Below are 22030 nucleotides of genomic sequence, written 5' to 3' on the forward strand. Positions count from 1 at the left end.
CGCCCTTCTTCAATGCGGCAGGTGCGTCACGATGCTGATACGGACCCCGCCGGGATCGAACACCTGTTCGACGGACGCATCAAGCTGCTGGCCCAGCGCCTGCTCCAGCAGGATCGAGCCGAAGCCGCGCCGCGTCGGCGGCACCACGATCGGCCCTCCGCTTTCCTGCCAATCGAAATGCAGCACATTGCCGTTCTCCAGCCGCCATTGCGCCGCGACCTTGCCGGAGGCCACCGACAGGCTGCCGTATTTCGCGGCATTGGTCGTCATCTCGTGGATGGCCAAGGCCAGCGGCAGGGCGGTATCGGCAGGCAGATAGATGTCCGGCCCCTCCAGCGTCACCCGGCGCGCATCGGCATAGGCGGCAAGCTCGCTCAGCACGACCTGACGAAGCCCGATGCCCGACCAGTTGTTGTCGGTCAGCAGCGTGTGGCTTGATGCCAGCGACCGGATACGGCGGCGGATGCTTTGCGCGAAATCCTCCATCCCGTCCGAGGTGCGCAGCGTGAAGTTGATGATCGACTGCACCGACGCCAGCGAATTCTTCACCCGGTGGTGCAATTCGCGCATCACCAGCGCCTGCTGCCGTTCGGCGGCGCGCCGATCGGTCACGTCGAACAGCACGCCATAGGCGGCATCGCCCTTCCCCGAGGTCAGATCGCAGATCATCATGATGCTGCGGACATCGCCCGTTGGCAGCGGCAGCGCGAAATCCGTCTCCAGCCGGGTGCGGCCCTTCGCCGCATCGTCCAGCACATCCCGCAATGCGCCCCGCTCCGGCCCATCGACCAGCGCGATCAACGCCGCCATGGATTGCGGCGCGGCGCGCAGGATGTCTCGGGCACGGGCGTCCAGCACCAGCGCATCGCGGCAGGCGCACCATTCGAAGGTGCCAAGCCCCGCGATTTCCAGCGCCGCATCCAGACGGGCGCGGCTCTGGTCAAGCTGGGTTTCGGCATCGCGCAGCGCGCCCCGCTCCTTCGCCTCGCGCAGCGCGCGCGACACGCAGGGGCCAAGCCGCTGAAGCCGGGTCTTCAGGACGTAGTCGGTCGCGCCATCCTTCAACGCCTCGACCGCGATCTCCTCGCCCAGCGTGGCCGAGACGAAAATGAACGGCAAATCCGGCCGGGCGACCCGCGCCAGTTTCAGCGCCGACATGCCGTCGAAGGTCGGCAGGGTATAGTCCGCAAGGATCAGGTCATAATCGCCATCCAGCGCGGCGGCGAAATCCTCGCGCGTCCAGACGCGGTGCAGATCGTGCGTGATACCGCCCCGCCGCAGATGTTCCGCAACGAGGTCCGCATCGAGCGCGCTGTCTTCCAGCAGCAGAATGGAGGCCTTGCCCGTCACGCCTCGGTGATCCGCATCGGCTGGTTGCGCGGACGCGGGGGATGCGGCTCGTTCAGGATGGCCCAGAACATGCCGACCTCCTGGATCGCCTTGAAGAATTCCTTGAAATCGACGGGTTTCACGACGAAGGCGTTCACCCCAAGCTCATAGCTGCGGACAAGATCCCGTTCTTCCTTGGATGCGGTCAGCATCACGACCGGGATGTGGCGCAGATCGGCATCGCCCTTGATCTTCTCCAGCACCTGAAGCCCGTCCACCTTGGGCAGCTTCAGGTCCAGCAGCACCACTGCCGGATCGACAGGGGGGCGGCCCGAATGCGGGCCGCGATACAGCAGCCAGTCCAGTGCCTCGGCCCCGTCGCGAGCGGTCACCACCTCGTTCGCAAGCTGGCTTCGGTCCAGCGCGGCAAGGGTCAGTTCCAGATCCTTGGGATTGTCTTCGACAAGCAGGATCGGCTTCAATTCTGCCATGTCTTCTCCTTCACCGGGTCGGGCAATGCGAAATGGAAGGTCGCACCTTTTCCCAGTGCGCCTTCCGCCCATGTTCGTCCGCCGTGACGTTCCACGATCCGGCGCACGTTGGCAAGCCCGATCCCGCTGCCTTCGTAATCCTCCATGCGGTGCAAACGCTGGAAAACCCCGAACAGTTTCTCCACATAAGCCATGTCGAAGCCCACCCCGTCATCGGCGACGGACCAGACCGTCTCTCCTGTCCCGCGGGTCGAGGTGATCGTGATCGAGGCAGGGTCCTTGCCGCGCGTATATTTGATCGCGTTGCTCAGCAGGTTCTGCCAGACCGACCGCAGGAAGGACGCATCCCCCACGCCCGGATGCAGGTCCGCCACATGCCATTCTATCCTGCGCCCTTCGGTTTCCGGGCGCAGCATCCGCCGCACCTCGGCCACCAGCTTGTTCATGTCGATCGGCAGCGGCGTCAGCACCGCCCGCCCCATCTGCGAGAAGTTCAGAAGATCGTCCACCAGACGCCCCGCCGAAAACGCGCTTTCGATGATCGTGTCCAGATACCGCCGCCCGCGCGCATCCAGCCCGTTCTCCTCCTCGCGCAGCAATTCGGCATAGCCGACGATGTGGCGGAACGGCGCGCGCAGATCGTGGCTGACGGAATAGGAGAACGCCTCCAGTTCCTTGTTCGAGCGGCGGAGTTCCTCGGTCAGTTCCGCCATTTCCTCGGCCTTGCGCATGACGATGCCGGTGACGGCGCCTTGCAGGCTGCGGACGGTTTCCATCTGGGCGGGGGTCCACGGCTCGGCCCGCTGATGGACCAGTTCGCGCCACGCGGCAAAGGATTCGCGCGGGTTGATGCTGCCCGTTTCCTTCCTCGGATCGCCGCCCCAACTGACGGTCTGCACCACCTCGGGCCGGAACCACAGCATATAGGACGCATGAAGCTGCGAGATGGTCATGCCCATGACGCCGCTGGCCACCTCGGCGAATGTTTCGGCACCCGGCATATGCGTGGCCAGCGCGTTGGTCTGGAACAGCGCATCATGCGGCTGCGTGCGGTTCAGCCAGTCCGTGATGGCAAGCACCTGATCCTCGGTCGGGGTCGCACCAAGCAGATGGCATCGCCCATCGAAGATCAGCGCCGCCCCCTTTGCATCGGTCAGTTCCAGCACGTCGTCGGCATGGCGCGTCAGACCGTCGATGAAACGCGGCTCGGCGGCCATATACGACAGCAGCCGCGCCTCGACCGCATGGAGGGCGACCCGCTCCGCCGCCTCGGCGCTGCGGGTGCGCGCGCCGATCAGCATCGCCGCGATCTGGCCAAGAAAGTCGCAGGCATTGCGCACATGGATCGGCACCCGCTTGGGCAGCGCGTTGTGGCAGGCGATCAGGCCCCAAAGCCGCCCCTCGTCCAGAATCGAGATCGACATCGACGCCGCCGTTCCCATGTTCCGCATGTATTGCGCATGCACGGGCGATACGCTGCGAAGCACCGAATGGCTCAGGTCCAGAGGGTCCGCCGGCAGGATCGGAACCGGCTCGTATCCCGCATCCGGGATCAGGCGCAGACGGTTCAGACGGTAGAGTTCACGCGCCTGTGCCGGAATGTCCGCCGCCGGAAACCGCAGGTTCATATAGGAGGGCAGCGCCCCGTTCCCCTCCTCGGCGATGACGATGCCGTTCCAGTCCTCGTCGAAACGATAGACGAGGACGCGGTCGAAATCGGTCAGCTCCCGGACCTGCTGGGCGATGGACGCGGCCAGCGCCGGAACGTCCGCCACGGCCTGAAGCGCCTCGACCCCGCGCCGGATGCGGGGGTGCAGCACGTCCAGCGATCCGGCACCCGCGTGCGATACCTCGAATTCCACGATGATCAGATCGGGCAGTCGATGCGCCACGACAGCCCATGTCTGCCCGCCCGATTCCAGCGTGCACAGGGTCGCCGTGCCGTCGCTGGGCAGATCACCGCGCAGCGCCTCGGCCAGACCGCCCATCCCGGGAAGCTCGGTCAGCACCCGGCCCAGAACATCCCCGGCCACGATCCACGCCACATTCCCGCTGGCCTGCACGATTTCAAGACCATCCGGACGGATCGCCAGAAGCACGCCATGCGGCTGGATCGACCCCGGAATATGGATGGGTTCGGCGGCGCAGCCACCCAGGTCGGATCGGTCATCCGTAAAGTCGTTCACGTCGGGCGCCTTTTCTTTGGATGCACAACCCAGAGGAACCGGGAAGCGTGTGAGATCGTTCCCATATGGCCGTGACCAACGGACATGTTCAGGACGTCAGGGGCGGCGCACGGGCAGGACTTCCGGGGGGAAGGTCCGGCCCGTGTCGTCATTCAATTGCGCAGCTTGATCTGCCGCATCTTCAGCCCGTCCGAGGCATCGTCATTCGTCAGTCCGACCAGATAGCGCCCGGTTGCCAGTTCGGCCACGAATTCCGCCGATGCGAGCGAGCCGCTGCTGATCTCCTCCTGAACCAGCTCCCCGGTCTCGGTGAACAGGCGCAGGGTGAAGGAACTGGTGACGCTGACGCCTTCGATCGTGACGGGGCCTTCGGCGGTCACATCGAACGCGGTCCAAAGCGTCCGGGCGCGGTCCAGCGTCTTGCTTTCCAGCGCAGTCTCCAGCGTGCCCAGCTCCTCGATCGCCGCGCCGTCGCCGGCTTCGGGAATCCGCACGCCCTGCGCGACCTCGGCCCCCGAGGCGCTTTCGGCCGACACTTCCAGCGTGAAGCTGCCCGACCCTTCGCTATAGGGCGCGACGGTCACGCAATATTCGCCCGGCTCGAAGCTTTCGGCGATGCGGCTGTCGGTGCCGGGCATTTCGGCATGGTCATCGTTTTCGAACAGCAGCGCGCCCGAGGCGTCGCGCACGGTCAGGAAGGTGTCGATCTCGGCGCTGCCCGCATCGATGCGCAGGCCGACCGGGGCATCCACGCCGACGCGATAGGATTGCGAGCCGCTGCTGCCGATGGTGCCGGTCACGCTCTGCGTCTCGCCACCGGCGATGCCTTCGGCCAGCACCGGCGTCAGGTTCGGGTCGGCGCAGGTCGCGGCGATGGCTTCGTTTTCCGCCGCCAGCGGATCGGGCGGCAGACCGGGCGAGGCCAGGACGATCACCATCGCATCGCTGGTCGGCTCTCCGCCCAGAAGGCGCGACTGGGCACAATAGGTGCCGGGCTGAAGCGTGGTGCCGATCTGCGCATCCAGATCGCCCGCCCCGTCATCGTCCCAGGAAATCAGGCTGCCATCGGCGGCATAAAGCGCCAGCACCGTGTCGATCCCGCGGCCCAGCGTCTGAAGCGTCAGCTCCGTCGGCTCGGTCACTTCGAATTCCACATAGGCGGGTTCGGACCGCACCGGGCGCGTCACCAGCGTCACCTCGGCAAAGTCGGGCGACAGGGCGGTGGGCAGCTTTTGCGTCAGCGCGATGGGCTGGCCGCAGGCACCGGCGTCCTGGGCAAAGGCAGGCGCGGCAAGAAGGGCGGGGAAAATGCAGCTTGAAAGGAGCTTGGTTCTGAACACGGCGGAGTCCTTCGCAGGATACGGGTCTGCCTGTTCGATGCCCCAGATCGCAATGAATTGAAAGGAAAGACTGCCTCCAATCGCAATTCAGCGCGTCAGCTTGCCGCCATCCAGCCGCCGCAACGACAGGTCCAGCTGCGCCTCGGCCTCCTTCACCCGGCGGACGGCATCGCGCAGCCAGTCGATATGCGCGCCCGCCGCATTGGCCGCACGTTCCGGCTTTCCCGCAAGGATCGCGGCGGCGATGGCGCGGTGCTGATCGCGCAGCGCATCGCGCGCTTTCGGCAGCGTGAAAAGCTGCGCGCGGTTGCCCATGACATCGGATCGCAGCTTGCCCGACAGCGCCCGCATGATCTGAAGCAGAACGACATTGTGCGACGCCTCGTAGATCGCCATGTGCAGGTCGGCATCCGCTTCGGCCTCCTGCACCGGATCGCCCGCGTCATGCGCCGCGTCGATGGCGGTCAGGCAGCCCTCGATGATACCGCGGTCCACCTCGTTCGCGCGCATCGCCGCCATCCGCGCCGCGCTTTGTTCGATGATGGCGCGGAACTCCAGATAATCGTCCGCCACCTCGGCCCGCGAGGCCAGAAGCGCCACCAGCGGGTCCGCGATCAGCGCCGCCCCCAGCCGCGCCACCGCGATCCCCCGGCCGGACGGCTCCAGCAGCCCCCGCGCCTCCAGATCCTTCAGCCCATCGCGCAGGGTCGGACGCGAAACCCCCAGCCGCAGGGCCAGCTCGCGCTCGGGCAGCAGCATCTCTCCGGGGCGAAGCGTGCCTTCGAGGATCAGCCCCTCGATATGGCGGGCAACCGCTTCGGCGGCGCGTTCGGTCTTGGGCGTGTCGGTCATCGGGGCATCCGTCTGTCTGCCATCCTTCTGCCTCGGGTCCGGGGAAATTACCAGTTGCCAGATTCGGTCAAATGATCTTACCAATTAAGAGCGACGAGGGGAGACGTCGCCTTATACGGGAGGAGAACGGATGACCTGGTCGCAGGTATATGACCCGCTTGGCAGCATGACGTGGTCCACGTTGCTGGCCGCGTTGCCAATCATCGTGCTGCTGGGCGGCATCGGGATTTTCCACATGAAGGCGCATGTCGCCGCGCTGGCCGGGCTGATCGTGGCGCTGGCGGTGGCGGTGATCGGCTTCGGGATGCCGACGCATATGGCGGGGGCGACCGCCGCCTATGGCGCGGCTTATGGGCTGCTGCCGATCGGCTGGATCATCCTGAACGTCATCTTCCTGTATCGGATGACCGAAAAGTCGGGGCAGTTTTCCATCCTGCGCGATTCCATCGCCGGGTTGACGCCGGACCGCCGACTCCAGCTTCTGTTCATCGCCTTTTCCTTCGGCGCCTTCTTCGAGGGTGCGGCCGGTTTCGGCACCCCCGTCGCGGTGACGGCGGCGATGCTGATGGGTCTGGGCTTCGCGCCCCTGCCCGCCGCGGGCCTGTCGCTGATCGCCAACACCGCCCCCGTCGCCTATGGCGCGCTGGGCACGCCGGTGATCGCGCTGGCCGCCGTTACCGGGCTGGACCTTCTGGAGCTTTCGGCGATGATCGGGCGGCAGCTGCCGTTCTTTTCCGTCATCGTGCCGTTCTGGCTGATCTGGGCCTTCGCCGGTCGCCGCGGCATGTGGGAGGTGTGGCCTGCGCTTCTGGTCGCGGGGCTCGCCTTCGCCATCCCGCAATATCTGGTGTCGAACTTCCACGGGCCGTGGCTGGTCGACATCGTGGCCGCGATCTGTTCGATGGCCGCGCTGGCCGGGTTCCTGCGCGTCTGGCAGCCCGCCCGCATCTGGACCTCGACCAAGCTGGGGGGCGGAGACGATGCGCCCGCCGTCGCGCCGAAACATTCCCATTCGGGCGCGACCGTGTTCCGCGCGTGGCTGCCGTGGATCATCCTGTCGGTCTTCGTCTTCATCTGGGGGATGCCCTCGTCCAAGGCGGCGCTGGATGCGCTGTGGGTCTGGCGGCTGGAAGTTCCGGGGCTGCACAATCTGGTCATGAAGGTGCCGCCCGTGGTGCCCGAGGCGCATCCCGAGGCCGCGATCTATTCGCTGAACCTGCTGTCGGCGACCGGCACGGCGATCCTTCTTTCGGCCATCATCGGCGGGCTGGTGCTGAAATTCTCGCCCGGTGCCTTGGTGCGGGAATATTTCAGCACGTTCTGGGTGGTCCGCTTCTCGCTCATCACCATCGCGGCGATGTTGGCGCTGGGCTATGTCACCCGCTACTCCGGCACGGATGCCACGATGGGTCTGGCCTTTGCGCAGACGGGGTGGATCTATCCCTTCTTCGGCACGCTTCTGGGCTGGCTGGGCGTCGCGCTGACGGGATCGGACACGGCGTCGAACGTGCTGTTCGGCGGATTGCAGAAGACCACGGCGGAACAGTTGGGCCTGAACCCGGTTCTCATGGCCTCGGCCAACTCGTCCGGTGGGGTGATGGGCAAGATGATCGACGCGCAATCCATCGTCGTCGCCTCGACCGCGACCAACTGGTATGGGCATGAAAGCCAGATCCTGCGCTATGTCTTCATGCACTCGATCGTGCTGGCCAGCCTCGTCGGCCTTCTGGTGATGGCGCAGGCGTATCTGTGGCCCTTCACGCTGCTGGTGCCGTAATGTCCACGATCCTGATGCCCGAACCAGACGGTGGCATCCTCGCGCGGCGGGGAGAGATCGTCGCCGCGCTGACCGCCGCTCTGCCGGAAGGCGCGGTCATCCACGATCCGGCGGAAACGCGGGCCTATGAATGCGACGCGCTGACCGCCTATCGCTGCCCGCCGCTGGCCGTGGTGCTTCCCCGCACGACCGAGGAGGTCGCCGCCGCCATGCGCGTCTGCCACGGCTTCGGCGTGCCGGTCGTGCCGCGCGGGGCGGGCACGTCGCTGGCGGGCGGCGCGCTGCCCACCGCCGACAGCGTCATCATCGCCACCCTGCGCCTGACGGGCGTGCTGGAGATCGACACCCGCAACCGCTTCATCCGCGTGCAGACTGGGGTGACGAACCTGTCCGTCAGCGCCGAACTGGAGCCGGAGGGGTTCTTCTATGCCCCCGATCCGTCCTCGCAGCTTGCCTGCACCATCGCGGGCAATATAGCGATGAATTCGGGCGGGGCGCATTGCCTGAAATACGGCGTCACGACCAACAACCTTCTGGGCGCACGCATGGTGTTAACCGATGGCACCATCGTTGATCTGGGCGGGCCGGAGATGGGGCCGATGGGGCTGGACCTGATGGGCCTGATCTGCGGGTCCGAAGGCCAGCTTGGCATCGTGACCGAAGCGACGCTGCGCATCCTGCCCTGCCCCGAAGGCGCGCTGCCGATGCTGATCGGCTTCGACAGTGCCGAAGTGGCGGGCGAATGCGTCGCCAGCATCATCCGCGCGGGGGTGATCCCGGTCGCCATCGAATACATGGACGATGTCTGCCTGCGCGAAGTCGAACGCTTTGCCCGCGCCGGATACCCCGATTGCCAGGCCGTCCTGATCGTCGAGGTCGAGGGTTCCCCGGCCGAGATCGAGGATCAGACCGCCCGCATCCGCGCCATCGCGGAAAAGCTGAACCCCGTGGAATTTCGCGTCAGCCGCAACGCGGATGAATCGCTCGCGATCTGGAAGGGGCGCAAGTCGGCTTTCGGCGCGATGGGTCAGATCGGCGATTATCTGTGTCTGGACGGCACGGTTCCGGTGTCGAAACTGCCGTTCACGCTGCGCCGGATCGGAGAGCTGTCGCAGGAACACGGTCTGAAGGTCGCCAACGTCTTTCATGCCGGCGACGGCAACATGCACCCGCTGATCCTGTTCAACGCCAACAAGCCCGGCGATCTGGAACGCGCCGAGGCTTTCGGCGCCGACGTGCTGCGCCTTTGTGTCGAGGTCGGCGGCTGCCTGACGGGCGAGCATGGCGTCGGGATCGAAAAGCGCGACCTGATGGGCGTGCAATACGCACCCGAAGATCTGGCGATCCAGATGCAGGTGAAGGACGTGTTCGACCCCGGCTGGCTTCTGAACCCCGCCAAGGTCTTTCCGCTGGAGGCGAGCCGCGCGCATCGAAGCGGGGGATGACGGAACAGGACCTCGCCGAAGCCATCGCCACGGCCCATGACACAAGAACCGCCCTGTTCATCGAAGGGGGCGGCACGCGAAGCCATGGCACCGGCACGCTGTCCACCCGCGCCCATTCCGGCATCGTCACCTACGAGCCCGGCGCGCTGACCCTGATCGCCCGGGCAGGCACCCCGATGGAGGAGATCGAGGCGGTTCTGGCCAGCGAAGGGCAGATGCTGGCATTCGAGCCGATGGACCATCGCCGCGTCCTTGGCACCAATGGCACGCCGACCATTGGCGGCGTGGTGGCCGCCAACGTCTCGGGGCCACGGCGCGTGCTGGCGGGGGCCTGCCGCGACCATCTGCTGGGCCTGCGTTTCATCGACGGGCGCGGGCGCATCCTGAAAAACGGCGGGCGGGTGATGAAGAACGTCACCGGGCTGGACCTCGGCAAGCTGCTTTGCGGATCGCATGGCACGCTGGGCGTCATCACCGAGGTTGCGCTGAAAACCCTGCCCCGGCCGGAGACGATGACGACGCTGGCCTTTCAGGCGACAGTGTCGCAGGCGGTGGACCTGTTCTGCACCGCGCTTGGCACCCCGTTCGAAGTGTCGGGCGCGGCATGGCTGGACGGCACGGCCTATCTGCGGATCGAGGGGTTGGAGGCGCAGGTCGCCTATCGCGCCGAACGGCTGTCGGCGCTGCTGCCGGGGGCCGAACCTGCCGCCCCCGACTGGGACGCGATCCGTGATGCCGCCAGCTTCACCGGTCCGCTCTGGCGCATCCTGTGCAAGCCGACCGACGCCCCGGCGATCTGTGCAAAGCTGGGGGGCCGCGTCGCGCTGGACTGGGCGGGCGGGTTGATCTGGTATCAGGGGGATGCCGATGTGCGCGCCATCACTCGCCATTCGATGCAGGTCGGCGGCCCACTTCCCACCGCGCCCGGCACCGAGATCCTTGTGCGCAACCTGCGCCGCCAGTTCGACCCGGCGGGCATCCTGAACCCCGGCCTGATGGGGGGCTGACATGCAGACCAATTTCACCGAAACCCAGCTTGCCGACCCGGACACCGCGCGGTCGAACCAGATCTTGCGGTCCTGCGTCCATTGCGGCTTCTGCACCGCCACCTGCCCCACCTACAAGGTGCTGGGGGATGAACTCGACAGCCCGCGGGGGCGCATCTACCTGATCAAGGACATGCTGGAGAACGACCGTGTTCCGGATGCCAAGACGGTGAAGCATCTGGATCGCTGCCTGTCCTGCCTGTCCTGCATGACGACCTGCCCGTCCGGCGTGCATTACATGCACTTGATCGACCACGCCCGCGCCTATATCGAGGCGAACTATCGCCGCCCGTGGCACGATCACGCGCTGCGGTGGGTGCTGGCGCAGGTCCTGCCCTATCCGGGGCGGTTCCGGGCGGCGCTCGCGCTGGCGCAGGTGGGGCGTCCATTTGCACGGCTGATGCCGGATGCGCGGCTGCGCGCGATGCTGGCGATGGCCCCGCGCCGCCTGCCCAAACCGGGCGATGACAGCCCCCGCACGATCCCCGCCGCCGCGCCGACGAAACGTGTCGCACTGCTGACCGGCTGTGCCCAGCGCGCGCTGAACCCGGACATCAACGCCGCGACCATCCGCCTGCTGACCCGCCACAGGGCCGAAGTCGTGATCGTGGACGGCGTCGGCTGCTGCGGTGCGCTGACCCATCACATGGGCAAGACCGACAAGAGCCACGCGATGGCCGAGGCGAACATCCGTGCGCTGATGCCCGAGCTGGACCGGCTGGATGCGCTGGTCATCAACACCTCGGGCTGCGGGACGACGGTGAAGGATTACGGCCACATCTTTCGCGATCATCCGCTGGCCGAAGCGGCGGCCCGCGTGTCGGCCATCGCCAAGGACATCACCGAGGTCATGTCGGGCATTGGCCTGACGGATGCCACGCACGCCCCGCCGCTGCGCGTCGCCTATCATTCGGCCTGTTCGCTGCAACATGGCCAGCAGGTGCGCGCCGCGCCGAAGGATCTGCTGAAGGCCGCGGGCTTCACGGTGGTGGAGCCGAAGGACAGCCATATCTGCTGCGGATCGGCAGGCACCTACAACCTGATGCAGCCCGAGATTTCCGGCCAGCTGAAGGCCGCCAAGGTCGCCGCGTTGGAAGCGACAGCGCCTGAGGTCATCAGCGCCGGGAATATCGGCTGCATGATGCAGATCGGGTCGGGCACGGGCATTCCGGTCGTCCATACGGCGGAACTTCTGGACTGGGCGACCGGGGGGCCTAGGCCGGGGGCGCTAGGCTAAGGCGCAGCGGGCCGTCGGCTTCCTGCCCGATCAGGATGGTCGCGCCGGTCGCCCGCGCCAGCCGCGCCAACAACGGGTCTTGCGGCAGGATGCCGGGATGGTCGATCACCACCAGATCGGGCCGCATCAGCGCGGCGCGCGTCATCTCGACCGCCAGCCTTTCGGTATGGGACAGGCCCCGCCCGCCTTCGGCCACGCGCGACCGGGTGGACCCCATCCGGTCCAGCAGCCCGGACAGCCCGAATTGCCGCGCCGCCTTGCGGATCGCATGTGGATGCGGGCGCGGGTCCACCCCCATCGTCAGGGCGCGGCGCAGGCTGCCGCGCAGGATCATCGCCCTGTCCGAGATATAGGCGATGCGCGGCAGTTTCCCCGGCGGCAGACCGTAATTCACCCCCATCGCGCCACCCTGCGCGGCGGCGCTGCGAAGCGCGGGTCCGGGCGATGCCCCGCTGACCACCGCCAGCGCCCCCGGCGGCACCGACCCCAAACCCTCCAGCGCCAGAGATACCGCGCCGGATGCTTGCGCCCGCCGGGCCTTCGACGGCAGCGACAAAAGCGAAATGCAGCGTTCGCGCGCGATGCGCCATGCGCACCAACGATCCCAGACCCCGGCCAGATCGCCCAAGGGAAACATCAGGATCGACAGGGTGGCCAGCATCGCCGCAACCTCGGCGGCTGGCACGCCCATGCGGGCGGCGGAGCCGAGCACGGCAACCCCCGCCAGCGCCGCGCCCATCGCCGGCAACGCGCGCAGCAGCCCGGCGCGGGCGGCGCGGGATGCGGCCTCGGCCTCCAGCGCGCGGCTGGCGCCCGCAAGACGATCGAGTTCCTGCGCCGTGCGGCCCGCAAGGTCCAGCTGCGGTGCAAGCGCGATGCGTTCCATCATGTCGCCCGCGATGGCCGCGCGACGACGGCGCAATCCGCGATGGCGATCCGCAAGGCCCAAGGCCACGGCCGCCGTCACGACCACCGCCAGCAGCAGCGGCAGCAAGGCAACGGGGGCAAGACGCGGGCTGACCAGCCAGATCGCGATGATCGCCCCCGGCAGGACCGCGACCGCCGCAAGGCCGCGGGTGACGCCCATTGCCACCCAGCCCTTGGCCGCCGACAGATCGCCCACAAAGCGCATGGACAGCATCCCAAGCCGGCGGCCCTGCAACGTCTCGGCATCCATCCCGGCGATGTGGCGGTAAAGCACCCGGCGCAGGTCCGCGACATACCGCTGGCCCAGCCGTTCGGCCTGCACCCGCGCGGCAAGGTGCAGCAGCGCCCCCGCGATACCCCCTGCGGCCAGCGTGACCAGAACCTCGGGCCCCGGCCCTATCCCGCCATGCAGCGCAGAAAACGCAGCGCGGGTGCCGAAGGCGACGGCCCCGAGGCTCGCCGCCTGTGCGATCCCCAGCAGGATCACGAAGACGAGGGCCGAACAGCGGCCCCCGTCCGTGATGCGCGGCAGCGGTGTCATGCCGCCACTGCCACGCTCAGCCCCAGAATGTCGGTCACCTGCGCCGGATCGGTCAGGTCCTGCCGCGACAGCAGCGGAATGCCTGTCGCGCGCTCCGCCTCGGCCCGGCCCAGCGGCGACAGCGTGACCATCCCCGAGATGGCGAAGGGGCGCAGGCCGAAGGTCTTCAGCAGTTCCACCCCGCCATAGGCGCCCAGCGCGTCGGGCGCGGCAAACAGGATGCCATCCATCCGGTCGCGAATGGTCGAAGATTGCAGGATCGCCGCCGTTTCGGCCTGAAAGACGCCGTCGGCAATCTCGACCACCACGACCTCGGCCCCATGGGCGGCGGCGTTGCCGACCAGCGTGGCGAAACCCTGTTCGATCCGGCCCATCGGCATGCAATAGGTGGTGGGCATCCCGGCATCGGTGAAATCGGTGGCCGGCACGCCCGCATCCTCGAAGGCGTTGAAGTCGCCAAAGGCGCCGGTGCCGGTCGCCTTCACCCCCGCGACACGCAGGCCGGCACGGGTCAGACCATGGGCAAGGCTGACCGCGGCGGTCGTCTTGCCCGCGTTCATCGAGGCGCCGAACACGCCCAGAACCGTCACATGATCCGGGATCGTCGCCTCGGGCAGCGCATAGCGGGCGACGTTCAGCACCCGGCCCGCGCCATCGGCCACCAGACCCAGCACGCGCAGCTTCGTCGGCGGCGCCATCCGGGCATGGGCGTGTTTCATGCTGCCGACGATGCCGCCGCCTGCCAGCAGGTCAGACATCTCGGCCAGTTCGGCGCGGCCCTCGAACTGGTCGGGGGCATAACGGTCGCCAAGGCACAGCACCACACGGTCGCCGAAATAGCTTTCCGAGTTGCGGCGGTCGGCCAGTTGGATTTTGCGGTGCTGACCCAGGGCGGCGATCTCGCACAGGACCAGATCGCCGGGAATTGCGCCCGACAGATCGGGCTGAAGCAGCACCGCATCCGATTGTGCGACGCGGCGGGTGGTGAAGGCCCATTTCAGGCCATTGCGGTTCAGGACATGGGCTCCGGTCATTTTGCAAGCTCCTCCGTTGCGTTTGCACGGGGAAGACGAGAGGCCTGCCGGATTATTCCTATGTCATGAAAACTTCACGCAAAAACCGAGGCTTTGCCGAAATGGTCCACCAGAAGGTAATAGACGACCGCGCGATACTTGTTGCGATTGGACCGGCCATAACGCTCGATCACGGCGTCGATGCCCTCGGCCAGCGCGGGGCTGTCGGCAAGGCCCAGCTTCTTCATCAGGAAGTTGCGGCGAATACGCTCCAGCTCCTCGGGGTCCGAGGCGGCGACGGTCTCGGCGTCGTCGGAATAGATCGCCGGGCCGCAACCGATCACGACCTTCTTCAACAGGTCCGGGTCGGCAGTCACCCCGCATTTGTCGGAAAGGTCGGCCGCGTATTTCGCAATCAGCGCGTCGCGCTTGCTCATAATGTCCTCCTTGATGAAACGTCCGGCGAGGGTAGGCCCCCACCGGACATTCACAAAGAGATTTCTTAGTAGCGGTAATGCTCTGCCTTGAACGGACCTTCGGGCGTCACGCCGATATAGTCGGCCTGATCCTTGGACAGCGTGGTCAGTTTCACGCCGATCTTTTTCAGGTGCAGGCGGGCGACTTTTTCATCCAGCTGTTTCGGCAGGATATAGACGCCGGGCCGGTATTCGTCGCCCTTGGTCCAAAGTTCGATCTGCGCCAGAGTCTGGTTGGTGAAGCTGGCAGACATCACGAAGCTGGGATGGCCGGTCGCATTGCCGAGGTTCAGAAGACGACCTTCGGACAGCAGGATGATCCGCGCGCCCGAGGGCATCTCGATCATGTCCACCTGGTCCTTGATGTTGGTCCATTTGTGGTTCTTCAGCGCGGCGACCTGAATTTCGTTGTCGAAATGGCCGATATTGCCGACGATGGCCATGTCCTTCATCGCGCGCATATGCTCGATGCGGATCACGTCCTTGTTGCCGGTGGTGGTGATGAAGATGTCGGCGCTGTCCACGACGTCTTCCAGCAGCACGACCTCGAACCCGTCCATCGCGGCTTGCAGCGCGCAGATCGGATCGACCTCGGTCACCTTCACGCGCGCGCCTGCGCCCTGCAGCGAGGCCGCCGAGCCCTTGCCCACGTCGCCATAGCCGCAAACGACCGCGACCTTGCCCGCCATCATCGTGTCGGTCGCGCGGCGGATGCCGTCCACCAGCGATTCCTTGCAACCGTATTTGTTGTCGAATTTCGACTTGGTCACGCTGTCGTTCACGTTGATCGCCGGGAAGGGCAGCAGACCCTTCTTGTGCAGATCATACAGACGGTGCACGCCGGTCGTCGTCTCCTCGGACACGCCTTTCAGCAGGTCGCGCTGTTTGGTGAACCAGCCCGGGGATGCCGCCAGACGCTTGCGAATCTGCGCGAACAGGATCACTTCCTCTTCCGACGTCGGCACGTCGAGGATCTGCGTCTCGCCCGCTTCGACCCGCGCGCCCATCAGGATATACATCGTGGCGTCGCCGCCATCGTCCAGGATCAGGTTCGCGCCATCCGCGAAATCGAAGATGCGGTCGGTATAGGTCCAGTATTCCTCCAACGTCTCGCCCTTGACGGCAAACACCGGAACGCCCGCTTCGGCGATCGCCGCTGCTGCGTGATCCTGGGTCGAGAAGATGTTGCACGACGCCCAGCGCACTTCGGCACCAAGGGCGACCAGCGTTTCGATCAGAACGCCGGTCTGGATCGTCATGTGCAGGCTGCCCGCGATGCGCGCGCCTTTCAGCGGTTGCGCCGCGCCGTATTCCTCGCGCAGCGCCATCAGGCCCGGCATTTCGGTTTCGGCGATGGTCAGTTCCTTGCGGCCGAAAGCGGCGAGGTTGATGTCCTTGACGACGTAGTCGGCCATGTCACGCTCCGTTTTGTTCGGGTGAGGCATAGCATCCGGGGACCCGCGCGGCAATCAGAGGTCGATGCCAAGCGCCTGCATATGTCCTGCGGCGCTGTCCCCCTCGGTCCATCCGGTGCCCGAGCCGACGACGCAGTTGACCCCATCCGCGCGGACATAGCTAACGGTCCATGTGCCAAACTCGTCCGAGGCCCAGAAACGGAAGCTGGTGCCGTTGGGATTCATGGCGGCAAGCATGACTTCCTCGCCATATTCCTCGCCCAAGGTCACGGCAAGCGTGTCCGCCTGATCGCAATAGGGGTCGGTCGGCAGCTGTGCCTCGCCGATGCGGGGCATCGCGTCATAGACCGCAAGGTCGATAGGAGGGGTTTCGGGCCGGATCGCGGCAAAGGCGGGCAGTGCCGTGGTGGCGATCGCAGCCAAGGCCAAGGCCGGGCGCGAAAGTTTGGTCATGATCTTCCCTTTCTGACGCCATTCCAACGCAGAAGCGGCCGCGATGTTCCAAGATGGGCAGATGCCAGCTTTTCGCGGCACGTCCGCGGCGCTATCTGTGCGGCTTCGGAAACGGTTGGCGATCGCGATATGACACGGGCATGGCAAAGAATGCTTTCAGGCCGCAGACTGGATCTGCTGGACCCGACACCGATGGATATCGAGATCGAGGACATCGCGCATGGCCTTGCGTTCGTTGCGCGCTGGAACGGGCAGACAACGGGGGATTTCCCCTATTCGGTGGCCGAACATTCGCTGCTGGTCGAGGAGATCTTCGGCCGCCTGAACCCTGCGGCGACGGCGGCGGATCGTCTGGCGGCCCTGCTGCACGATGCACCGGAATATGTCATCGGCGACATGATCAGCCCGGTCAAAGCCGCGGTGGGTGCGGCTTACGGCGATCTGGATGCGCGGCTGACGGCGGCGGTCCATATCCGCTTCGGACTTCCTGCGGCGCTGCCGCCGGCGTTGAAACGGGCGATCAAGCGCGCGGACCGGATTTCGGCACATATGGAGGCGACCCAGATCGCGGGCTTCACCGAAAGGGAGGCGCTGCGCTTCTTCGGCAAACCGGATCGGGCGGTGACGGATGGTCTTGAAATCCGTCTGCGCCCACCGGTCGAAGTTCGGTCCGAATTCGTCGCCCGCCATGCAATTCTGCTGGCGGGCGGAAACAATGTTTAGTTGATTTCCAGTTCGGCAGGTTCCTTGCCGGACTCGATTGCCTCGATATACCAGCGCGGTTTGCGTCCCCGGCCCGACCAGGTGTCATCCGCATTGTTCGGGTTTGCGAAACGGGGCGCAGTCGCCGGACGTTTCTTCTGCGTCTGCGCGTCCACCAATTCAGAAAGAGAAAATCCAAGATCCCGCGCACTTGCCTCAAGTTGCGTCAGCGCCTCGCGCTTTCGACGATCCTCGTAAGTGGCTATGGCCTTGCCGACCCGCGACTGAAGATCCTTGAGTTCTTTCAGGGAAAGGTTGTTCAGTTCCATATCGATTCTTTATTCCTTGTGCTCCGAAAATGGAGACAGATCCGGTGTAGCCCCGGAAAACAAACTATCGCAACATGATTGGAAAAGATACGACCCTGTCCTTTTGGCCATTCAATTATTTGGGACTGCGTTTGGCAAGAATCCGCTGCAATGTGCGCCGGTGCATATTAAGCCGCCGCGCCGTTTCCGAAACGTTCCGATCGCACATTTCATAGACGCGCTGGATATGTTCCCACCGCACGCGATCCGCCGACATCGGGTTTTCCGGCGGCTCGGGCAGCGCCTCGCCATTGGCCAAAAGGGCATTGGTCACTTCATTGGCGTCCGCAGGTTTGGACAGGTAATCCGTCGCCCCGATCTTGACCGCCGCAACCGCCGTCGCAATGGCGCCATATCCCGTCAGCACGACGATCCGGCAATCCGGGCGCCGCTCGCGCAGCGTCTCGACCACGTCCAGACCGTTGCCGTCCTCCAGCCGCAGATCGACCACCGCATAGGCCGGGGGGCGGGATTTCGCGATGGCCTGCCCCTCGGCGACGCTTTCGGCCGTTTTGGGAATGAAGCCGCGCTTTTCCATCGCCTTGGCCAGACGTTTCACAAAGGATTCGTCATCATCGACCAGCAACAATGTCCGGTCCGCGCCAAGTTCGGGATGCGTGTCTTCAGCCATTCGGTTCCCTTTCGATAATCAACTTACAATCGCCCCGCAGCCCGGTCAAATCAGCCCGCTTCCGCGAAACAGGCGACGCGATCCGCCATCTGTTCCGCAGTGACCTCGCGGCGGAAGAAATCCATGAACCCTTCGCCCGGCATCATCAGATAGGTGAAGGTGGTATGGTCCACCAGATAAAAGCCGTCCTCGGCTTTCTGCGCCTGATAATAGACCTTGTAGGCATCCGCTGCCGCCTTCACCTGATCCTCGGACCCGGACAGACCCACCATGCGCGGATGCATCATTTCGGCGTATTCGCCCATCACCTCAGGCGTATCGCGGGCGGGGTCGACAGAAATGAAAACGGGCTTAACGTCGATGCCGCGTTCTTCCAATATATCCACCGCCTCGGCATTCCGCTGGTTGTCGAAAGGGCAGACATCCGGACAAAATGTATAGCCGAAATAGACAAGTGTCGGCCCGGTAATCACATCGGCATCGGTGACGGAATTGCCCTGCCCATCGATCAATTCGAAAGGCCCGCCGATGGTGCCGCCCCCGACCTGACCTTCGCGGCATTGCGCGTATTTGTCCGAGGATTTGCCGAAGACGATCAGCCCGCCGGTCACGCCAAGCGCAGCCGCCAGGACGCCTGCCGCCAGCAGAGCATATGTTTTCTTCATCTTCCCACTCCCCTCGGATCGGCGCATTGATCCCCCATGCGGGCGGGCATAACAATGGGCCTTATTGTCCCGGTCACGGAATTGCGATGACATCCCACCCAAAGGGTCTTCTGCCGCGCGGCGACTGGTTGCGCCTTCGCACCCTCATCACGCTGCGCTGGATGACGATTGCGGGCCAGCTTGCCGCCATCACCTATGCCTACAGGGTGCTGGACGTGCATCTGCCGATCAGCCTTTGCTATCTGGCGGTGGTCGCGGCAATCTGCGCCAACCTCGCCTCGGCATTCGCCTTTCCCGGCAACCGCCGCCTGACCGAAACCGAGGCGATGCTGACGCTGATCTTCGACATGGTGCAGCTGACGGTGCTGATCTATCTGACCGGGGGGCTGTCAAACCCGTTCGTGCTGCTGATCCTTGCGCCGGTCGTCATTTCCGCCTCGGCGCTTGGTCTTGCGACCACCATCGCCATTGCTGTCTGCGCCGCCGTGCTGGTCAGTTTCGTGACCGTGTATCACCTGCCGATGGAGCTTTCGGACGGATCGCTTCTGGTCACGCCGCAGCTTTTCACCTTCGGGTTCTGGCTGTCGATGGTAATCGGGATCGGCTTCACCTCGGTCTATGCACGGCAGGTCTCGACCGAGATCCGTTCCACCTCGAACGCGCTGCTGGCGACGCAGATGGCGCTGGCGCGCGAGCAGAAGCTGACCGACCTTGGCGGCGTGGTCGCGGCGGCGGCGCATGAGTTGGGAACGCCGCTTGCCACGATCAAGCTCGTCTCGGCCGAGCTGATGGAGGAGTTGAAGGACCACCCCGATCTGGCCGAGGATGCGGCCCTGATCCGCGATCAGGCCAACCGCTGCCGCGACATCCTGCAATCCATGGGCCGCGCGGGCAAGGACGACCCCCATATGCGCCAGGCCCCCCTGTCGGCCCTGCTGCGCGACGCGGCAGAGCCGCATCTGGCCCGCGGAAAGGCGGTCGAATTCACCTTCCTGCCGCTTGAGGATGGCGACGAGCGGATGCCGACCGTTCTGCGCAGCGCCGAGTTGATCCACGGGCTGCGCAACCTGATCCAGAACGCGGTGGACTTTTCCCGCAGCACCGTCTGGATCGACGGCTGCTGGGATGACGAGACGATCCTCGTCCGCATCGTCGATGACGGCAGCGGCTTCTCCTCGCAGATCATCGGGCGCATCGGCGAGCCTTTCGTGCGGTCCCGCAGGACCGAGACGCGGCCCGAATACGAAGGCATGGGCCTTGGCCTGTTCATCGCCAAGACGCTGCTGGAACGCACCGGCGCGCGGCTGCGCTTTGCCAATGCCGCAGATCCCTTCCTCGATCCGCAGGAACGTCTGGGCCGCAGCGGCGCCGTGGTCGAGGTGATCTGGCCCCGCGACGCGCTGGAGCCGGAGGATGGGCCGCTGGGCGACAACCTTCCCTTCGGCTAAAGTGGCAAATTGCCCACAGGTTGCAATCATTCTTGCATTGGCAATCTAAGGTTAACCGATTGTTAATGAACTCGGCCCAAACGTGCAGCACCTTGCCGGCATGCCCGGACGCTTGCGGTGAAACATGCACGAACTCAGTCTGCGTCTCGTTCTTGAAGTCGGGGCGATCGCCATTTTGGCCGCAACCGCAGGCTTCTTTCTGATCTCGGCCGCCTCTGCGCGCGAGCGGTCGCGCGACAGCGTCTTCCGCGCCGAAGGCCCCGGCACCGTCTTCATCTTCGACGGCGAGGCGTTGCTGGACGCGACGCCCTCGGCGCGGCGGCTGCTGTCGGTGTCGCAGCAGGGCGCGCGCGGCGGTCCCTGGGCGCGGCTGATGGCCTATCTCGCGCCGCGGTTTCCGGGGTGCGAGGAACAGTTGCGCCATCTGGTGACCGAAGGCGCGCTGCTTCTGCATGCCTCGGGTCAGCATGCCGAAGGGCTGACGCTGAACGCGGAATATGGCGGCGGGTTGACACGGATCACCCTGTCGGACCTTGCCGAAGCGCCCGGCGATCCCTTGGCCCACCGTGCGCAGGCGGCGGAACTGGCCGAATTGCGCGCCGCCATGTCCGCCGCACCCTTCATGGCGTGGCGCGAGGCGGGCGGCGAGGTGGTCTGGGCCAACGCCGCCTATCTTGCCGCAGCCCTGCACCGCCTTCCGGGCGGAGAGGAGATCGGCTGGCCCCTGCCGCGCCTGTTCCCAAGCGCGGCGGATGCGCGCGCACGGCTTGACGACGGCAAGGCGGGCCTCTGGTTCGACCTCAATCATTTCGACGATGCGGGCGGCGACAGGCTGGTCTTCGCGCTGCCCATCGACGGCGCGGTTCAGGCGGAAACCTCCCTGCGCGAATTCAAGCAGACGCTGACGCGGACCTTCGCGGACCTGCCGATCGGCCTTGCCATCTTCGACCGCCAGCGCCAGCTTGCGATGTTCAACCCGGCCCTCATGGACCTGTCGGGCCTTCAGCCCGATTTCCTGTCGCGCCGCCCGACCCTGTTTGCCGTGCTGGATGCGATGCGCGACCGCAGCATGATCCCCGAACCCAAGGATTACCGTGGCTGGCGCAACCAGATGACCGATCTGGAAAAGGCCGCCTCGACCGGCGGATACGAGGAAACGTGGAGCCTGCCCTCCGGCCAGACCTATCGCGTCATCGGCCGTCCGCACCCGAACGGCGCGCTGGCGCTCATGTTCGAGGATATCTCGACCGAGATGACCCGCACGCGCCGCTATCGTGCCGATCTGGAACTGGGCCAGTCGGTGATCGACGCGGTGGACGAGGCGATCGTCGTCTTTTCCCAAGGCGGGCAGTTGGTCATGTCCAACGCCGCCTATTCCGACCTTTGGCGCCACGATCCCGCAGGCGGGCTGAACGACGAGGGCATCGGCGCCCTTTGCGGCCATTGGCGGCGCATGTGCGCACCGACCCCGCTTTGGGTCGATGTGGAACATTTCGTCGTCAGCCTCGGCCCGCGCGAGGCGCAGATCGGCATCGCGCGCCTGACCGATGGGCGGGCGGTGCAGTGCCGCATGACGCCCCTGCCCGGCGGCGCGACGCTGATCGGCTTTCATATCGTCACGGCCGATGCCGAACCCGCCCGCATCGCTGTCTGAACACCCTTGCACCTGCGGGCGGCTGCGGCCATGT

General features: G+C 65.7%; 20 protein-coding genes. 7 read left to right on the forward strand and 13 right to left on the reverse strand.

Going from position 1 to position 22030, the window contains the following annotated elements; translation table 11 throughout:
* Positions 1-9: 9 nt before the first annotated feature.
* The 5 genes from E2K76_RS04285 to E2K76_RS04305 all read right to left on the reverse strand — a co-directional run bounded on the left by E2K76_RS04285 (position 10) and on the right by E2K76_RS04305 (position 6198).
* On the reverse strand, positions 10-1350 hold the full coding sequence (locus E2K76_RS04285; protein WP_136683045.1) for a sensor histidine kinase: 1341 nt from the start codon (positions 1348-1350) through the stop codon (positions 10-12).
* The gene (locus tag E2K76_RS04290; RefSeq protein WP_136683046.1) at positions 1347-1820 is read right to left on the reverse strand and encodes a response regulator; all 474 of its coding nucleotides are present in this window, start codon (positions 1818-1820) and stop codon (positions 1347-1349) included. The genes E2K76_RS04285 and E2K76_RS04290 overlap by 4 nt, the downstream gene beginning before the upstream one ends.
* On the reverse strand, positions 1808-4006 hold the full coding sequence (locus tag E2K76_RS04295) for an ATP-binding protein (protein ID WP_136683047.1): 2199 nt from the start codon (positions 4004-4006) through the stop codon (positions 1808-1810). Before E2K76_RS04295 ends, E2K76_RS04290 begins: the two co-directional genes overlap by 13 nt.
* A 152-nt stretch (positions 4007-4158) precedes the next feature.
* Positions 4159-5346, reverse strand: a complete 1188-nt coding sequence (locus tag E2K76_RS04300; RefSeq protein ID WP_136683048.1) for a hypothetical protein — start codon at positions 5344-5346, stop codon at positions 4159-4161.
* Positions 5347-5433: 87 nt separating this feature from the next.
* A complete protein-coding gene (locus tag E2K76_RS04305; protein ID WP_136683049.1) occupies positions 5434-6198 on the reverse strand; it encodes an FCD domain-containing protein in 765 nt (254 codons plus the stop codon).
* Positions 6199-6328: 130 nt separating this feature from the next.
* Between E2K76_RS04305 and E2K76_RS04310 the strand changes: the two genes are divergently transcribed.
* From E2K76_RS04310 to glcF, 4 genes are read left to right on the forward strand one after another with little or no spacing between them, the layout of a single operon-like run.
* The gene (locus E2K76_RS04310) at positions 6329-7975 is read left to right on the forward strand and encodes an L-lactate permease (protein WP_136683050.1); all 1647 of its coding nucleotides are present in this window, start codon (positions 6329-6331) and stop codon (positions 7973-7975) included.
* 8 nt (positions 7976-7983) lie between these two features.
* Positions 7984-9420 carry an FAD-linked oxidase C-terminal domain-containing protein gene (locus E2K76_RS04315; protein ID WP_169053214.1) on the forward strand — a complete coding sequence of 479 codons (1437 nt, stop codon included), beginning with the start codon at positions 7984-7986 and terminating at the stop codon, positions 9418-9420.
* Positions 9417-10427 (forward strand): FAD-binding protein, encoded by a 1011-nt coding sequence (locus E2K76_RS04320; RefSeq protein ID WP_136683052.1) that lies wholly within the window; start codon positions 9417-9419, stop codon positions 10425-10427. Before E2K76_RS04315 ends, E2K76_RS04320 begins: the two co-directional genes overlap by 4 nt.
* Before the next feature lies 1 nt (position 10428).
* A complete protein-coding gene (gene glcF, locus E2K76_RS04325; RefSeq protein WP_136683053.1) occupies positions 10429-11703 on the forward strand; it encodes a glycolate oxidase subunit GlcF in 1275 nt (424 codons plus the stop codon).
* On the opposite strand, the gene E2K76_RS04330 is transcribed toward glcF, so the two are convergent.
* From E2K76_RS04330 to E2K76_RS04350, 5 genes are all read right to left on the reverse strand, one after another.
* A complete protein-coding gene (locus E2K76_RS04330) occupies positions 11681-13171 on the reverse strand; it encodes an ABC transporter transmembrane domain-containing protein (protein WP_136683054.1) in 1491 nt (496 codons plus the stop codon). The two genes, glcF and E2K76_RS04330, sit on opposite strands and share 23 nt — an antisense overlap.
* Positions 13168-14205: a dethiobiotin synthase gene (locus tag E2K76_RS04335; protein WP_136683055.1), complete on the reverse strand. Its 1038-nt coding sequence runs from the start codon at positions 14203-14205 to the stop codon at positions 13168-13170. Before E2K76_RS04335 ends, E2K76_RS04330 begins: the two co-directional genes overlap by 4 nt.
* A gap of 74 nt (positions 14206-14279) precedes the next feature.
* Positions 14280-14621: a DUF2853 family protein gene (locus tag E2K76_RS04340; protein ID WP_136683056.1), complete on the reverse strand. Its 342-nt coding sequence runs from the start codon at positions 14619-14621 to the stop codon at positions 14280-14282.
* A gap of 65 nt (positions 14622-14686) precedes the next feature.
* Complete coding sequence (gene ahcY / locus E2K76_RS04345; protein ID WP_136683057.1) at positions 14687-16075, reverse strand: adenosylhomocysteinase; 1389 nt, start codon at positions 16073-16075, stop codon at positions 14687-14689.
* Positions 16076-16129: 54 nt separating this feature from the next.
* A complete protein-coding gene (locus tag E2K76_RS04350) occupies positions 16130-16528 on the reverse strand; it encodes a hypothetical protein (RefSeq protein WP_136683058.1) in 399 nt (132 codons plus the stop codon).
* Positions 16529-16657: 129 nt separating this feature from the next.
* On the opposite strand from E2K76_RS04350, the gene E2K76_RS04355 reads away from it, so the two are divergent.
* Positions 16658-17251: an HD domain-containing protein gene (locus E2K76_RS04355; protein ID WP_136683059.1), complete on the forward strand. Its 594-nt coding sequence runs from the start codon at positions 16658-16660 to the stop codon at positions 17249-17251.
* On the opposite strand, the gene E2K76_RS04360 is transcribed toward E2K76_RS04355, so the two are convergent.
* The 3 genes from E2K76_RS04360 to E2K76_RS04370 all read right to left on the reverse strand — a co-directional run bounded on the left by E2K76_RS04360 (position 17248) and on the right by E2K76_RS04370 (position 18894).
* A complete protein-coding gene (locus E2K76_RS04360) occupies positions 17248-17565 on the reverse strand; it encodes an H-NS histone family protein (protein ID WP_169053215.1) in 318 nt (105 codons plus the stop codon). The two genes, E2K76_RS04355 and E2K76_RS04360, sit on opposite strands and share 4 nt — an antisense overlap.
* Positions 17566-17674: 109 nt before the next feature.
* Positions 17675-18229, reverse strand: a complete 555-nt coding sequence (locus E2K76_RS04365) for an ActR/PrrA/RegA family redox response regulator transcription factor (RefSeq protein ID WP_136683061.1) — start codon at positions 18227-18229, stop codon at positions 17675-17677.
* A gap of 50 nt (positions 18230-18279) precedes the next feature.
* Complete coding sequence (locus tag E2K76_RS04370) at positions 18280-18894, reverse strand: SCO family protein (protein ID WP_136683062.1); 615 nt, start codon at positions 18892-18894, stop codon at positions 18280-18282.
* An 86-nt stretch (positions 18895-18980) separates the two neighbouring features.
* Between E2K76_RS04370 and regB the strand changes: the two genes are divergently transcribed.
* Together regB and E2K76_RS04380 are read left to right on the forward strand one after the other, a co-directional pair.
* The gene (regB, locus tag E2K76_RS04375) at positions 18981-20342 is read left to right on the forward strand and encodes a sensor histidine kinase RegB (protein WP_136683063.1); all 1362 of its coding nucleotides are present in this window, start codon (positions 18981-18983) and stop codon (positions 20340-20342) included.
* A 124-nt stretch (positions 20343-20466) separates the two neighbouring features.
* Positions 20467-21996 (forward strand): PAS-domain containing protein, encoded by a 1530-nt coding sequence (locus E2K76_RS04380; protein WP_136683064.1) that lies wholly within the window; start codon positions 20467-20469, stop codon positions 21994-21996.
* Positions 21997-22030: the final 34 nt, after the last annotated feature.

The organism is Falsirhodobacter xinxiangensis (assembly GCF_004959935.1).
Classification (GTDB): domain Bacteria; phylum Pseudomonadota; class Alphaproteobacteria; order Rhodobacterales; family Rhodobacteraceae; genus Falsirhodobacter; species Falsirhodobacter xinxiangensis.

What these genes read in the sequence shown, in the direction of transcription:
- E2K76_RS04290 (WP_136683046.1), bottom strand. Translation starts at nt 1,820, where the DNA reads ATGGCAGAATTGAAGCCGATCCTGCTTGTCGAAGACAATCCCAAGGAT.
- E2K76_RS04305 (WP_136683049.1), bottom strand. Translation starts at nt 6,198, where the DNA reads ATGACCGACACGCCCAAGACCGAACGCGCCGCCGAAGCGGTTGCCCGC.
- E2K76_RS04310 (WP_136683050.1), top strand. Translation starts at nt 6,329, where the DNA reads ATGACCTGGTCGCAGGTATATGACCCGCTTGGCAGCATGACGTGGTCC.
- E2K76_RS04320 (WP_136683052.1), top strand. Translation starts at nt 9,417, where the DNA reads ATGACGGAACAGGACCTCGCCGAAGCCATCGCCACGGCCCATGACACA.
- glcF (WP_136683053.1), top strand. Translation starts at nt 10,429, where the DNA reads ATGCAGACCAATTTCACCGAAACCCAGCTTGCCGACCCGGACACCGCG.
- E2K76_RS04330 (WP_136683054.1), bottom strand. Translation starts at nt 13,171, where the DNA reads ATGACACCGCTGCCGCGCATCACGGACGGGGGCCGCTGTTCGGCCCTC.
- E2K76_RS04335 (WP_136683055.1), bottom strand. Translation starts at nt 14,205, where the DNA reads ATGACCGGAGCCCATGTCCTGAACCGCAATGGCCTGAAATGGGCCTTC.
- E2K76_RS04340 (WP_136683056.1), bottom strand. Translation starts at nt 14,621, where the DNA reads ATGAGCAAGCGCGACGCGCTGATTGCGAAATACGCGGCCGACCTTTCC.
- ahcY (WP_136683057.1), bottom strand. Translation starts at nt 16,075, where the DNA reads ATGGCCGACTACGTCGTCAAGGACATCAACCTCGCCGCTTTCGGCCGC.
- E2K76_RS04350 (WP_136683058.1), bottom strand. Translation starts at nt 16,528, where the DNA reads ATGACCAAACTTTCGCGCCCGGCCTTGGCCTTGGCTGCGATCGCCACC.
- E2K76_RS04355 (WP_136683059.1), top strand. Translation starts at nt 16,658, where the DNA reads ATGACACGGGCATGGCAAAGAATGCTTTCAGGCCGCAGACTGGATCTG.
- E2K76_RS04365 (WP_136683061.1), bottom strand. Translation starts at nt 18,229, where the DNA reads ATGGCTGAAGACACGCATCCCGAACTTGGCGCGGACCGGACATTGTTG.
- E2K76_RS04370 (WP_136683062.1), bottom strand. Translation starts at nt 18,894, where the DNA reads ATGAAGAAAACATATGCTCTGCTGGCGGCAGGCGTCCTGGCGGCTGCG.
- regB (WP_136683063.1), top strand. Translation starts at nt 18,981, where the DNA reads ATGACATCCCACCCAAAGGGTCTTCTGCCGCGCGGCGACTGGTTGCGC.
- E2K76_RS04380 (WP_136683064.1), top strand. Translation starts at nt 20,467, where the DNA reads ATGCACGAACTCAGTCTGCGTCTCGTTCTTGAAGTCGGGGCGATCGCC.